Origin of the sequence: Mesorhizobium sp. B2-8-9 (genome assembly GCF_006439475.1) — a bacterium.
Classification (GTDB): domain Bacteria; phylum Pseudomonadota; class Alphaproteobacteria; order Rhizobiales; family Rhizobiaceae; genus Mesorhizobium.
In genome coordinates, this window is sequence record NZ_VFTQ01000016.1 from 146081 (window position 1) to 160445 (window position 14365).

Annotated in this window: 11 protein-coding genes and 1 pseudogene; 10 read left to right on the top strand and 2 right to left on the bottom strand. The window is 61.2% G+C overall.

Annotated elements, in window-relative coordinates; translation table 11 throughout:
* The first annotated feature begins 58 nt into the window (after window positions 1–58).
* From FJ423_RS19900 to FJ423_RS19920, 5 genes are read left to right on the top strand one after another with little or no spacing between them, the layout of a single operon-like run.
* Window positions 59–1552 (top strand): sugar ABC transporter ATP-binding protein, encoded by a 1494-nt coding sequence (locus FJ423_RS19900; protein ID WP_140844167.1) that lies wholly within the window; start codon window positions 59–61, stop codon window positions 1550–1552.
* Window positions 1549–2580: an ABC transporter permease gene (locus tag FJ423_RS19905; protein WP_095765786.1), complete on the top strand. Its 1032-nt coding sequence runs from the start codon at window positions 1549–1551 to the stop codon at window positions 2578–2580. Before FJ423_RS19900 ends, FJ423_RS19905 begins: the two co-directional genes overlap by 4 nt.
* Window positions 2577–3563: an ABC transporter permease gene (locus tag FJ423_RS19910; protein WP_140844169.1), complete on the top strand. Its 987-nt coding sequence runs from the start codon at window positions 2577–2579 to the stop codon at window positions 3561–3563. Before FJ423_RS19905 ends, FJ423_RS19910 begins: the two co-directional genes overlap by 4 nt.
* Window positions 3564–3584: 21 nt before the next feature.
* Window positions 3585–4550, top strand: coding sequence for a sugar kinase (locus tag FJ423_RS19915; protein ID WP_140844171.1), 966 nt, complete (start codon window positions 3585–3587; stop codon window positions 4548–4550).
* Entirely contained in the window at window positions 4547–5314 is a 768-nt protein-coding gene (locus tag FJ423_RS19920; RefSeq protein ID WP_140844173.1) for an SDR family NAD(P)-dependent oxidoreductase, read from the top strand. The genes FJ423_RS19915 and FJ423_RS19920 overlap by 4 nt, the downstream gene beginning before the upstream one ends.
* 520 nt (window positions 5315–5834) lie before the next feature.
* On the opposite strand, the gene FJ423_RS19925 is transcribed toward FJ423_RS19920, so the two are convergent.
* Both FJ423_RS19925 and FJ423_RS19930 read right to left on the bottom strand, forming a co-directional pair.
* Window positions 5835–6962, bottom strand: a complete 1128-nt coding sequence (locus FJ423_RS19925; protein WP_140844175.1) for an FAD-binding oxidoreductase — start codon at window positions 6960–6962, stop codon at window positions 5835–5837.
* Window positions 6963–7025: 63 nt separating this feature from the next.
* Window positions 7026–8027, bottom strand: coding sequence for an SIS domain-containing protein (locus FJ423_RS19930; protein ID WP_140844177.1), 1002 nt, complete (start codon window positions 8025–8027; stop codon window positions 7026–7028).
* Window positions 8028–8128: 101 nt separating this feature from the next.
* On the opposite strand from FJ423_RS19930, the gene FJ423_RS19935 reads away from it, so the two are divergent.
* The 5 genes and pseudogenes from FJ423_RS19935 to FJ423_RS19960 form a co-directional block, all read left to right on the top strand.
* Window positions 8129–8992: a PfkB family carbohydrate kinase gene (locus FJ423_RS19935; protein WP_140844179.1), complete on the top strand. Its 864-nt coding sequence runs from the start codon at window positions 8129–8131 to the stop codon at window positions 8990–8992.
* 97 nt (window positions 8993–9089) lie between these two features.
* Window positions 9090–9986, top strand: a complete 897-nt coding sequence (locus FJ423_RS19940; RefSeq protein WP_246680204.1) for an ABC transporter substrate-binding protein — start codon at window positions 9090–9092, stop codon at window positions 9984–9986.
* A gap of 78 nt (window positions 9987–10064) precedes the next feature.
* The gene (locus FJ423_RS34630) at window positions 10065–11594 is read left to right on the top strand and encodes an amino acid ABC transporter permease/ATP-binding protein (protein WP_095765778.1); all 1530 of its coding nucleotides are present in this window, start codon (window positions 10065–10067) and stop codon (window positions 11592–11594) included.
* Between the two features lie 112 nt (window positions 11595–11706).
* Window positions 11707–12807 carry a LacI family DNA-binding transcriptional regulator gene (locus tag FJ423_RS19950; RefSeq protein ID WP_095765777.1) on the top strand — a complete coding sequence of 367 codons (1101 nt, stop codon included), beginning with the start codon at window positions 11707–11709 and terminating at the stop codon, window positions 12805–12807.
* Between the two features lie 1208 nt (window positions 12808–14015).
* Window positions 14016–14365 (top strand): annotated as a pseudogene (locus FJ423_RS19960) (helix-turn-helix domain-containing protein); the annotation flags it as partial.

Here is a 14365-nt window from a genome sequence, read left to right on the forward strand (position 1 = left end):
TCACAGCCAACCAGGATTGACGGCCATGCAGACAGCAACAAGAGAAATTGCTGTATCGATGACGGGCATATCGAAACGGTTCGGTCCGGTGCGCGCGCTGGAAAACGCGAACCTCGAGATCGCGCGCGGCTCGATCCTCGGCCTTGTCGGCCAGAACGGCGCCGGCAAGTCGACCATTATCAAGGTGCTGGCCGGCATCATCAAGCCGGACAGCGGCACGATCGTCATCAATGGCGAGGTCATTACCTCGCTGACACCAGCGTCGGTCGAAAAGCTCGGCGTGCACTTCATCCATCAGGACAGGCTTCTGGTGCCGACCGCGACCGTCGGCGAAGCCGTCTTCCTCGGCCACGAAATCGGCCTCGGTCCATTCGTCAGCCGCCGTGCCATGGAGCGCCGCGCCGCTGATCTGTTGAAGCGCTTCTTCGGCATGGAACTGCCGGCCGGAACCCTCGTCAAGGACCTCACCACGGCGCAGCAGAAGGTGGTGCAGATCACCCGGGCGCTGGCGCAGAAGGCGTCGGTGCTGGTGCTGGACGAGCCGACGGCGGCGCTCGTAAAGCGCGAGGTCGACAGCCTGTTCGACGTGCTGCGCCGGCTGCGCGACGACGGCATCGCCGTGGTCTTCATTTCCCACTACATGCAGGAGATCGAAAAACTCTGCGACCGCGTCACCGTGATGCGCAACGGCACCGATGTCGGCACAGTCGATCCGCGCCAGACGCCGATCGACGAGATCATCGCGATGATGATTGCCCGTGATGTCGGCGAGATGTTCCCGAAGCGCTCGGTCACTTTAGGCGCGCCGGTGCTGGAGGTTTCCAACCTCCGCCTAGGCGGCAGTTTCGAGAACGTCGGCTTCAATGTGCGCGCCGGCGAGATCGTCGGCCTCACCGGGCTGCTCGGCTCCGGCGCCAAGGAGATCGTCCAGTGCCTGTTCGGCCTCAAGACTGCCGATGGCGGCCAAGTCAAGGTCGAGGGCAGGGAGCTGTCGCTGTCCACGCCGGTCAAGGCCGTGCGCGATGGCATCGCCATGCTGCCGGAAGATCGCCGTGCGCATGGCGTGGCGCTTGGTCTGTCCGTGCGCGAGAACATCTCCTTGGCCAGCCTGCGCCGCTATTCGCGCAGCGGCATGGTCAGCCGTGGCGCTGAGAACCAGGCGGTGGACGGCCTGATCAAGGAACTGTCGATCAAGACACCGCATCGCGACGCGCTGGTGCGCGAGCTCTCCGGCGGCAACCAGCAGAAGGTGGCGATCGCCAAATGGCTGAGCTGCCAGTCGCGCGTCTATGTGCTGGATGAGCCGACGGTCGCCGTCGATGTCGGCGCCAAGGTCGAGATCTACAACCTGCTGAACCGGCTGGCGGGCGAGGGCGCGGCGATCCTGCTTTTGTCCTCCGACCTGCTCGAGCTGGTCGGCGTCTGCGACCGTGTCCTGGTCATCTATCGCGGCCGGCTTGCCAGCAGCTTCTCCGGTCCCGCGATGAACAGCGACGCGCTGCTGGCGGCTTCGTCCGGCGCGCGCTCGAACACCGACGGGGTGGCCGCATGAGCGCGACTGTTCTCCACACCGAAGTCGGCGTTTCCGACGAGAAGCAGACCGCCGCAAAGAGCGCCGGCCGGCGCTTTGGCGCGCTCGTCGTGCGGCTCGGCGCGATCGCCGCCTTCGCCGCGATCATGGCCTATTTCGTCATCTTCGCGCCGGGCTTCACCTCGACCTTCAACCTGATCAACGTCGTCGAGCAGTCGGCGATTCTGGGTGTGCTCGCCTATGGCATGACGGCCGTCATCATCGGCGGCGGTTCCGATGTCACTGAAGGCGGCATAGATCTGTCGATCGCCGCCAATATGGGGCTCTGCGCCGCCGTCTACGCGACGCTCTTGTCGATGGGCTATGGCGATTTCCTTTCCGTGCTCGCGGCCATCGCCGTCGGCATGGCGGTCGGCGCGTTGAACGCCCTTGCCGTGGTCGGCCTCGGCATCCTGCCGTTGCTCGCAACGCTTGCCGTGCTCAACGTCGCAGCCGGCATGGAACTCACGCTCACCCAGAACACGGTGGTCGGCGCATCCTCCCCGCTGCTCGGCGTGCTGGTTTCGGGCAGCTTCCTCGGCGTCTCCGCGCTTGCCTGGGCGCTGATCGTCTTCTCCGCGATCATGATCGTGCTCGTTCACGGTACTTCTTTCGGTCTCAGGCTCTACGCTGTCGGCGGCCATCCCGAGGCGGCGCGCGCGGCCGGCATCAGCGTGCCCTTCTATGTCTCCTTCACCTATGTTCTAAGCGGCCTCTGCGCGGCGGTGGCGGCGATCCTCACCGTCTCGCGCCTGTCGGCCAGCACGCCCGGTTCCGGTGAGCTGCTTCTGTCGGTGCTGGCGGCGGCCTTGCTTGGCACCGTCTTTTCGCGCCGCTTCGTGCCGACCATGGGCGGCACGCTGCTCAGTGTGCTGTTCATCGGCCTGCTCGCGAACGGTTTCCAGCTGCTCAACGTCTCCAGCTACTGGGTCAACGGCGTGCAGGGCGCGCTGATCCTGCTGGTGGTGGCCATCACATCCTTTGCCCGCGGTTCGGAGGGTTCGCGATGAGCGTCTCAGCCAACGACAATTCAGCCGAGGTGAGTGTGCGCGGCTTCCTCGCCAAATACAGCGTGCTCATCGCCTTCGCGGCCATCGTCATCTTCTTTTCGGTGGCGAGCCCGACCTTCCTGACGCCGGCTAACCTCTTCAACGTGCTGGTCAACAACGTCGTCATGCTGGCGATCGTGGCGCTGGGTCTCACCATTGTCATCTCGTCGGGTGGCATCGATCTGTCGGTCGGCGTCTCGGTCGACATGGCAAGCATGATCTTCGTCATGCTTCTGGCCGCCGGCTACAGCGGCATCGTTGGCGTCGCGGGCGGGCTCGGCGCCGCGCTGATCGTCGGCGTGCTGAATGCGATCCTCATCACCAGGCTCAACATCAGCCCCTTCCTGGCGACGCTCGGCGTGCTCTTCATCGGCCAGAGCACGCAGCAGCTCGCCACCAGCGGCGGCCAGCCGATCTATCTCACCAGCGGGTATGCAGCAGACCAGTTCAACGCCATCGCCCGCACCGCTTTGTTCGGGATACCGACCCCGGTCATTGTGCTGATCGTCCTCGTCGTCGCGGTTCATGTCCTGCTGCATCGCTCGGTGTTCGGCCGCTACGTGCAGGCCATGGGCGCGCAGCCCGGCGTAGCCTGGTATTCCGGCATCCGCGTGCCGCGCGAATTGTCGATGGTGCATGTTTTGTGCGCGCTGCTTGCCGGCGTCACCGGCATCCTGCTCTCGGCGACCGTGAAGTCCTACGTGCCGCTCTCCGGCAACGCCTTCCTGCTCGATGCGATCGGCGCCACCTTCATCGGCACGACGCTGAGCCGCGAGCGCAAGCCCTCGGTCATCGGCACGCTGCTTGGCGTGCTGCTGCTCGCCATCGTCAAGAACGGGCTGCTGCTTGTCGGCTGGAATTTCTACTGGCAGCAGGTCGGCATCGGCGTGCTCGTCTTCCTGGTGCTGGCCGCAAGCTTCGGCCTGCGCCGCGCCGCCTATTGAGTTCGAAAGGTCAAGTCAGCCATGCCCCAATTCGACGTCAGCTCGATCGGTTTCTACGTCCTTGACATCCTCGGACGGCCGGTCTCGCGCATCCCCGAAGGCGGCCGCGCCGACTATATCGAGGAGATCCGCATGACCGTTGCCGGCACCGCCGGCGCGACCGGCATGGACTGCGCTATCCTCGGTCTGAAGACGCGGGCCGTCACCACGCTTGGCACCGACGATATGGGCGACTGGTTCCTCGCCAAGCTCAAGAAATACGGCCTGGAGACGAGCCTCGTGCGCCGCGACGGCAGCGTCCAGACCTCGTCCACGATTTTGCCGGTGCGGCCGAACGGCGAGCGTCCCGCATTGCATGTGCCGGGCACAGCCGCCCTGTTCGAGGTCGCCGATGCTGATCTCGATGCCGCGCTCGACGCGACCGTAGTCCATGTCGGCGGCACCGGCCTGTTGAAGCGCTTTGACGGCGAACCAACGGTACGGCTGTTGAAGCACGCGAAGGCACTTGGCCGCATCACCACTTTCGACCTCATCCAGGCGACGCCGGAGACCTGGAAACTGGTCGAGCCTTGCCTGCCCTATATCGATTATTTCGTGCCCAGCATCGACGAAGCCGGCGAGATGGCGCATGACCGCGATCCGGCCCGCGTCGCCGCCTTCTTCAAGGCGAGGGGCGTCAAGAACTGCATCCTCACGCTCGGCGCCCACGGTGTGCATGTCTCGCCCGAGCATGGCGAGGATTTCCATCTGCCCGCCTTCGAGGTCGACGTGTTCGACACCACGGGCTGCGGCGATTCCTTCACCGCCGGCATCATCGTCGGCATCGTCAAGGGCTGGGACCTGAGGCAGTCCGCACGCTTTGCCAGCGCCGTCGCCGCCAAGGTGGCGATGGGGCTCGGCTCCGACGGCAAACTCGTTTCGTTCGACGACACGATCGCGGCGATGAACTCGCTCCCGGTCAAGACATCAAAGGTGGAAGCAGCATGACCATTCTCCCCGAAGCCAAGGGCAAGACGGCTCTCGTCACCGGCGCCAGCCGCGGCATCGGCAGGGCGCTCGCCAAGGGGCTCGCCGAAGCGGGCTTCGATGTCGCCATCACCGATCTGCCGTCGCAGGCGGCGGAGCTCGACCTGACCAAAGGCGAGATCGAGGCGGCCGGCCGCAAAGCGTATGTCTACACGATGGACGTCAGCAAGAAGAAGGACATCGAGGCGGCCGCGCAGGCCCTGCTCAAGGCTGCGGGCAGCATCGACGTTCTGGTCAACAATGCCGGTATCCTGAAGCCAAGTCTACTGCAGGATCTCGACGAGGCCAATTGGAATGCGCATTTCGACGTCAATGCCAAGGGCGTGCTGATGATGTGCCAGGCGGTGCTGCCGCATATGCGCGCCAGGAAGTCGGGCAGGGTGATCAACATCGCCTCGATCGCCGGCCGGCAGGGCGTGCCGACGCAGGGCCACTACGCCGCGACCAAGGCGGTGGTGATCACGCTCACCCGCGTGCTGGCGCAGGAGGTCGGCATGGACGGCGTCACCGTCAACGCCATCTGCCCCGGCATCATCCTGACCGAGATGGGCAAGAACAATCTGGGCAGCGAAGCGGCGATCCGCCATTGGGAGGAGGTCGCGGCGCTGAAGCGCCTCGGCGCGCCGGAAGACATCGTCGGACCGGTGCTGTTCTTCGCCTCGGATCTCTCGGCCTTCGTCACCGGCCAGGCGCTCAACGTCGACGGCGGCATCTACTACCACTGACCACTCGCTCGGTGGCCGCGCGATCGCCAAGCCCACTTCTTGGCGCAGAGCCGCCGTTTACCCATGGAATGCTTGAGTCGGATTCGGCTCAGAACGGCTGGTTCAGCGGAAAGCTTGAGGAAGTGTCGAGGGCGTTCAAAGAAGGGAGGGATCGTCTTAACGTAGGGTTGAATTGCGCATGGAACAGCTTCAAGTCACTCTCCATCTTGGTCATTGGGTTCGTCAGACCATACGAGAGAGTACGAGGGAAAAAGGTTGGCGGGCCAGCCGCTAACGTATTGATTTTCCCGTTTGTTCTCACGCCCTCGGAGCCTACCACACTATGCCTACATCTACTGTTCTCGCTGAATTTTTGAGAGTCGATTCATATTATGGATTCGAACCCTCTCGTTTGAAGAAGCTCGAAGTGTCTTTTGGCATTTCGCAGGGGCGTCGCATTCGGTGAAATCGGCGTGCTTCTGATTCAGATGGACTCTAACGTTGAGCTACCATAGCCCATTTAGACAATTAGCCTCGCCACTCAACTGAAACGGCTGGCCCGGAAGGCGGCGAGCATTGGGTGCGGGTTGCCTGAGACAATCTCACGGGCAAGCAACTCTCCGACAATCAGTCCAAGCGTGGCGCCACTGTGGCTGAAGGCAACGTGGAGACCTGGGACGGTCTCGATCTCTCCAAGCACCGGCTCGCCGTCGCCGGGGATAGGCTTCGGGCCGACGGCGCAGGCGGCGAGCTGGAGCCGAGGATTGCCGTCGAGCACTGCACTGGCTTCGTCGAGTAGCCCCCGGATGGTCTTGTCGTGCACGGTGTAAGTGCCATCCGAGTTAGCCACCACTTGTTCCTCCGACCATGCAGAATCCAAAACAAGTGCACCGTCCGGCGTCGGACGCACCGCAACACGCGGCGTATTCAGCACGGCACGGAGGGCTGTCTTGATCGGTTTGGTCTTCAGGAGCAATGAGATCGGCGTGGCGTCGGGGACATAGATGTCGATCTCGGCAAGCATGGCAGGTGTGGCCGGTCCAACAGCAAGCAGCACCGAACCCGCCTCGATCGGCGCATCGCCGGCAACGACGACGCCACGTGCGCGGCCGCCATTGGTGTCTATCCGCACACGTCCGGCATCCTGGATAAGCTTGCCTCCACGAGCGCGAAATTCGATGAGCAGAAGATCGATCAGAGAAGGCAGGTCGACCCATCCTTCGCCAGGATTGAAGATGGCGCCCTGTGGGCTGATCGCACCGGCATTGACGCCGGGCGTCACGGCGGCCACTTCCGCCGGGCTGAGCAACAGGGCGTCATAGCCGATGTTCTGCTCCAGCTGGCAGATCGAGACGATCTGGTTTTTGTCCTCATCCGCATCCCAAGTCAGCCCACCGTCGAAGCTGAGCCACGATGCCGTTTCCGGCCTTGTGGCGGCCAGCGTGCGATAGCGATCGATGCCGGCCATCCTTAATCGGTGATAGGCAGTGTCGGCGCGCCGCGCCGAGTTCAACCAGGAGAGTGAACGGCCCGAAGCCCCTTTGGCCGGCGCACCATCGTTCACGATCGTCACGTCGAGGCCAAGACGAGCAAGATGCAGGGCGGAGGAGACACCAAAGATGCCTGCGCCGACGACGATCACCTTGCGCGGCTTTGGGGATGTGGTCATGGGGAGTTCTTTCTGCGCTGAAGAGGAATGGGGGAGGCCGAGATTGGGCGAAGAACGGTAGACCTAGTAGTCCTTCAGCTTCTTCATGTAGCGCCGGCCCTCAAGCATCGGCCGGTCGCGCAGATCGGCCAGCTTGTAGGCAAACCGCCACAGAGTGTCGAAGAAGACCAGAGGCACGAGATAGGGCTTAATGCGATCTGCCATGCCCGTGAGGTCGAGCTCCGTTGCGTCGAGGAGCAGAATGTTTTCGCGGCTGCCATATCTGAAAAGAAAGTCGCGCGCACGCTCAGTGAGGCGCCGTGTCTCGTCCAGGCCCAGCATCACGATGAAGCCGGCATCCTCGTCCACCACCTCGAAAGGACCATGGAAGAACTCGTTGGCATGTATAGCCTGCGAGTCATACCACTGCATCTCCATCAAAACGCAGATGGCGTATGAATAAGCCGCGCCATAGCTGGCGCCGCTGGCGAGGGTGTAGATTGCATCGCGCGGCGCAAAGCGGGGTGCAAAGGCCTGAAACCGGTCGGCATAGGTTTGGTGCGCACGATCGATCGCCGGCTGGAGATGGCGGAGGCTGATCAGCAGGTCGGCGGTCAATCCGGCATTCTCTCGACCATCGATCAGGCCAGCGAGCACCATGTAGAGCACTCCGTAGTTGCTGTAGGCTGAATCGATTGTTTTGCCCGTCGTATAAGAAGCCTGGTAGGCGATCGAGTGATCGACCACACGAGCAAGCGGCGATGCTTGGTCGAGTGTCATGCCGATCGTCATGGCGCCTCGATCACGGGCATGGTCGGCTGCGCGCACCGTCTCCTTGGTGGTTCCGGTCTGGGAGCAAAGGACAACGAGCGTATCGGGCCCCAAGCGCCGCGGATCACGGCAGACGAACTCATCCGCATTGTAGATGTCACAGGCCATCGTGCCGCTGTGACGGTCGACGAAGTATTTTCCTGCCATCATGATCGAGAGCGAGCCGCCGCACGCTACGAGAAATAGATGCGAAAACCGCTTGCCCGCTGTAGCGGCCAGAGCGCGTTCTACATCGGCGGGCAGTGCGGAAATCATCGGTATCCTCGTCTCGTTGGAAAGCTTGAGGCTGGTGCACAATTGACAAACAGCAGCCATTTGTGTGAACGTTCTCATATCCATAAACCGAAAGTTTCGCCATGGTCAAGATTGCCGCGATGGGTGATAACGTTGTCGATTGCTATCTTGCCCGGGGCGAGATGTATCCTGGCGGCAACTGCCTCAATGTGTCGGTCTATGTCAGCCGCTTCGGGGGGCAGTCGGCATATGTCGGAGCGATCGGCAGAGACCGCGCCGGGGACCTGATCCAGGCCGCGCTGTCATCGGAGCGTGTGGACATCAGCCAGCTCCGCCGCCTCGACGGGCCCACCGCATACTGCGTCGTAGGTCACCGCGACGCCGATCGGATTTTCCTGACCTTCGATCTCGGTGTGTCGATGTTCACGCCTAACCGGCAAGATCTCGATTTTCTCTCGGGCTTTCAGGCCGCCCACATCGGTCAGTCTAGCGGGCTCGATGCATGGGTGCCGAAGATTTCCACTAAGTCTCTGGTGTCTTACGATTTTTCGACACGGCGAGACCCGGAGCATCGCTATTCGATCGGACGCCACTGCTATCTGGCCTCAGTGTCGGGTGACGGTCTCGATGACGAGCAATCGGACGCAATCGCATCCGAATTGCTTGCATGCGGTTCCAAATGGGTTTTGGTCACTCGCGGACGGGCTGGTGCGCTGCTTCGCAGCCATTCCTTCTCCTACCGCACGCCGGCTCGGCTGGTCCAACCGATCGATACATTGGGCGCGGGGGACACATTCATTGCCAGAACGCTATTCGGCTTGCTTCGCCGGGAGGCGCCTGAGGACATCCTCGGCCAAGCCGCGGAGGCAGCGGCCGCTACGTGCCAGTATTTTGGGGCGGTCGGTCATGCGGCGGTGATCGATTTAGGCGCGATCACGTCCGAAATCCTCCTCCGAGCACGGCGCCTACAAGACGAAACGGTATAGTTGCCGGATTCTCCGGGAGAATTGACCCAAAGAATTTGCGGTGCTAACGTGAGAACGTTCTCATCATGAATTAGGCACCGTCTGAGAGCGTCGGTCCATGGATGAGAGCTCAAGTGGGGTTGCAAGCCGACTACGGCTATCAATGAGAGGAGAAGACATGCAAACGAATTCGAGCAGACGTCGGCTGATCAAATGTGGTCTGGCCGCGACCGTTGCGCTGGTAACCGGGTTTGGAACTTTGGTCGCGTCAACGCAGTCAAAGGCGGCCGGCAATCCCTACAACCTCATTGATCCTTCGGTAATCAGTGTTGGGACCATGGGCGATGCAAAACCTTACGTCTTCACCGACGCCAATGGCAATTTCACTGGATTCGACGCGGAATTGTTCCGTGACGTGGCCCGCCGGCTCGGTTTCAAGGACGAGCAGGTCGTTTTCACCGGCCAGGAATTCTCGGCGCTGCTGCCCTCCGTTGCCAGCGGCCGTTTCGATGTGGCCGTGGCCGCCATCGGCACGACCGCGGAGCGCAAGAAGACGGTGGATTTCAGTGACGGCTACCTCGCTGGTTACCTGTCGATCATCTCGGCCGATCCGGCACTGACCAGCAATGAGAGCACCGCCGGAAAGCGCATCGGCGTGATCCAGGGAACCCTGCAGGAGATCTATGCCGAGAAGAACCTGAAGGGTGACATCGTCAAATTTCCCGACAACAACACCGCGGTAGCTGCACTGAACAACGGAACGATCGATGGCCACTTCACCGACTATGAATCGGCCAAGCAGTATGTCGAGCGCTATAAAAACCTGAAGATAACGATGAACGTGCCATCTTTCGATGCGCCGGCCGGATTCGTGGTCAAGAAAGGCAATGACGCGTTTCGGGAGGCCCTGAACAAAGCACTGCACGAGGCCATGGACGACGGCACCTGGAAGCGGCTGCACGAGAAATGGTTTCCGGGCACTCCGATGCCGGATCAATATTTGCCCAAGAAGTAAATTGGCGCCTATTTATTGTCGCATTCCGGCCGGGTCCCGTGAGCAGCGGAGCCCGGTCGAACTACAGAAGGGCCTGATATGAGCTGGTTCGATACCTTCTCGCGCAGCTTCCTCGATTTCCAGGCCATGGCGGAAGTTCTGCCGAACATGGTCATGGTCGGCCTCAAGAACACCCTGATCCTGGCCCTTGCCTCGACATTCTTCGGCACGCTGATAGGAATCGTGCTGGCCATCATGGGGATATCCGACAACCCTGTCCTCAAACTCCTGGCGCGCGTCTACACCGATATTTTCCGCGGGCTTCCCGCCATCGTCACCATTCTGATCATTGGCCAAGGCTTTGCCCGGCTGGGCCGAGAGCTGTTCGGTCCGTCGCCTTATCCGCTGGGCATTCTAGCGCTGAGCCTGATTGCTGGTGCCTACATAGGAGAAATCTTCCGCGCCGGCATTCAGAGCGTCGAGCGCGGACAACTCGACGCCACGCGCACGCTCGGCATGACATATGGCCAAGGCATGAGGCTGGTCGTCATTCCCCAAGGTATCCGCCGCGTGCTGCCGGCGCTGGTCAACCAGTTCATCGGCAACGTCAAAGATTCCAGTCTTGTCTACTTTCTCGGTCTTCTCGCTTCGGAGCGCGAACTGTTCCGGGTTGGGCAGGATCAGGCCGTTCTGACCGGCAACCTCTCGCCGCTTTTGCTGGCCGGCATGTTCTACCTGGTGATCACCGTACCCTTGACTCACCTTGTCAACTATATCGATGCGCGCATGCGCATCGGAAAGCGTATCGTGGCTGTGCAAAGCGGGCTTAAGGAAGTCGCCGAGCTTGCCGACGCGGGCGCGCTGGACGTTGCAAAGCCATCCGTTGCAACGTCCACGCCCTTCAAGGGCGGCAGCATTGAAATCAAAAACGTCGATATGGCCTATGGCAACCTTCAGGTCCTGCATGACGTCAGTCTGAAAGTAGAGCCAGGGACTGTCACCTGCCTCATCGGACCATCCGGGTCGGGCAAATCAACGTTGCTTCGATGCCTGAACCGGCTCGTCGAGTGTCGCGCGGGGGACATTCTGCTCGATGGCGAAAGCATTCACCAGTCTACCCCCGACCAGCTTCGCCGCCGCGTTGGCATGGTTTTCCAGCAGTTCAACCTGTTTCCCGACCGCAGCGCGCTCGCCAACATTACTTTGGCACTGCGCAAGGTCAAAGGCATGTCACGTGAAAAGGCCGACAGCGTGGCCAAAGCAAGATTGCAGGAGGTCGGGTTGCTGGAGCGCAAGGACCACCGGCCGGCCAATCTTTCGGGTGGACAACAGCAGCGGGTGGCAATCGCGAGGGCACTGGCGCTCGAACCTGAAGTCATGCTCTTCGACGAGGTTACCAGCGCTCTGGATCCAGAACTTGTGAAAGGCGTCTTGAATTTGATGGCCGACTTGGGACAACGAGGCATGACCATGGTCGTCGTTACGCACGAGATGAATTTCGCTCGCAAGGTCGCGAACCAGGTTGTGTTCATGGACGAGGGCCGGATCGTCGAAGCAGGGCGGCCGCAGGATATTTTCGACAATCCGCAGAGCCCACGCCTTCGGCGCTTTCTGTCCGAGGTGCTATGACTGCAATGGTGTGCGCAACTTCCGGTGATGCGGTTTTCGGCCTTGCGGGACAGGGTCTGCTGCCGCTAGCTCGTCTCTTCACGATGCACCCACGGGCGGCAAGGCTTGCTGAGTGACTCCGAGATCATCGAAGAACCCAACCATCATCGAGGTCGCTCGCCGGGCCGGGGTGAGTTCCGCCACCGCAGGGCGCGTACTTGGTGACTACGGCTACAGCAGCCCCGAAGTTCAGGAGAAAGTGCGCGCCGCCGCAGCCGCGCTGGGCTACCGCCCCAACCGCCTGGCCAAAGGTTTGATTACCGGCAAGACACAGACCATCGGAGTTGTAGTCGGCGACATCGAAAGCCCATTCTATGCGAGCGTGCTGCGCGGAATAGGGGACGTCGCGCGTAGCGGAGGCTTCGGCGTCATCGTTACGAACAGTGACGAAAATGCCGAACTCGAGCGAGAGGCGGTTCAGCTGCTGTTGGAAAAGCAGGTTGACGGGCTAATCGTCTCGTCGACCTTTGTTGATGAGCCGGACCATCTGCGGGAGGCTGTCGCAGCCCACTGTCCCGTCGTGCAGTTCGATCGCATCACTGCCGGCCTGGAAACCGATTCGGTCGTGGTCGACAACGTCTCTGCAACGCGCAGCAGCATCGCGACGATGATCGAGGCCGGTCATAACCGCATTGCCATACTGGCCGAACTCGGACCCGGCCAGCGCGACGATGTCGGCTCCTTTGTGGCAAATACCGATCTCTCCAGCTCTGATGTTCGATATCATCATCCGAGCTGGCAGAGGCTGTTGGGCTACTTGGAGGCCCATCGCGCCGCAGGCGTCGAGCCTGACATACGGTTGATACGCCGCGTGGCGGTCTACTCCAGCGAGGCAGCCCGGAAGGAAGCGCTCGATCTGTTGACAATGCGCAATCCGCCGTCCGCACTGTTTACCGCCGACGGCGTGATGTCGACGGGCGTTTTGGAGGCGACCTCCGCGTTGAAGCTCGCTATCCCTGAAGACGTCTCGCTGCTTTGCTTCGACGATCTCGACTGGATGCAATTCGTGGCCCAAGGTATCACCGCTATAGCGCAGCCAGCGCATTTGATTGGAGCGGCAGCGGCCGAACTCCTCTTGAAGAGACTGGTGGAGGCCACGAGACCCCTGGAGCACCGTGTTCTGTCGGCCCATCTTGTGGAACGCAATTCGATCTCAATTCGTACCGACCGGTAATCGTCCTTTCCAGAGAGGCGCTGAGGCACTATATGCCGGCGGTTTCGAGCGGCAGCGGCTCGTGGCCGAGGCGGCCGCGCTGCTGGTCGAGCCTGAACCAGCGGCGGAACTACGCTTCGTCGTGCGGTTTACGCGACATGTGCCGACCGGCACGAGCGACCCCGCTCTGAGGGCCTGCTTGTCCCACCCGACTCTTTCGTCAAGCGGACGCAATGCGATCGAGTCGGCACCCCCCGGTGGCCTTCTTCGATACCATCGGTCATGCGCAGACCGCCTTACCGCCTCTCATGCAACGCATGTTCACTCTGAACTGCGCCTACGTCTGCTGGCCGCCCTGTTGGACACTCACGACGACCGAAGCGTGACGAAAGAAACCAAACGAGACCGCACCGTTCGCTTGGAATCGGTATGCCGATGCACGAGTTTGAATTTCTTATGAAAATCGGCAAGCTCAATCGATCGGAGCACTGTCTCTGATCGAAAAGGACGATAGCGACCCTGCCAAGATTTATTCTGATCTCGCCAGCAGGCGGACTCCACGTTCGTAAGCTTTTTCGGGACTATTTGACGTCTCGCCGCGATGAGCATTTGCCGGCTGGGCGGCGGCATCCGCCGCGGCGAGAATGAGGCGGGCTTAGCTGACGTTCATGCGGTTCGGCGCGCTTCCTGGCACGGCTCAGATCGCTGACATCATTCTGGGCGCGAGACCATACGGAACGAAACGGGAAGATTTCAGGTGGTGTTCGATCGTCAGTGGGTTTTTCGGGCGTTGGATATTCGTCTCCCTGGCGAGCCGATCTCCCGAATACACTTTATGGCCATAGCTGGAGCCCGCCACCGTCAGATAATTTCGCGAGTTTGGAAGCGGGCGACGTGCCGGCATTTCACGTCGGAAAGGGCCATTTATCAGATCTCCTTTGGCTGTCTCAATACCATCAGAATGTCCATTAGCAACGGAATACCATCTCCACCCGCCGTTGGACCAAATGCGCTCGAAACGGCCCAACCGCGCTCAAATTCGCGAACTGACCCGAAAAGACCAACAATTTCAGCCGTTTGCAGAGGCTGCGGCGTAGAAGCTTCAGCGAAAGAGACTATCAGGAGAAGTGCCCTTCCCGAGAGATGGGTGACAGTTCATTCTGGATAGATGGGTTACACTTTTGGCCCTTTGCAAGGAGAGCAAGGTGCCTTGGAAGGAGTGTAACGTCATGGACGAGCGGCTTAAGTTCGTGGCCCGTCTGCTGGACGGAGAGAAGATGGCGGTCCATTTGCCGGGAATTCGATATCTCGCGCAAGACCGGCTACAAGATCCTCGCGCGCTACAATGATAGCGGCCTTGAGGGGCTGACGGATCGGTCACGCCGACCCTATCGCCACGCCAATCAGCTTCCGTTTCAAATCGAGAAGCTGATTGTGCGCCTGAAGCAGGACAAGCCGACTTGGGGTGCGCCTAAGATACGCGAGCGGCTGGCCCGGCTCTATCCGGATGTGCACAGGCCTGCGATCTCGACGGTGCATGCGGTGCTCGACCGGCACGGTATGGTCGAGCACCGCAAGC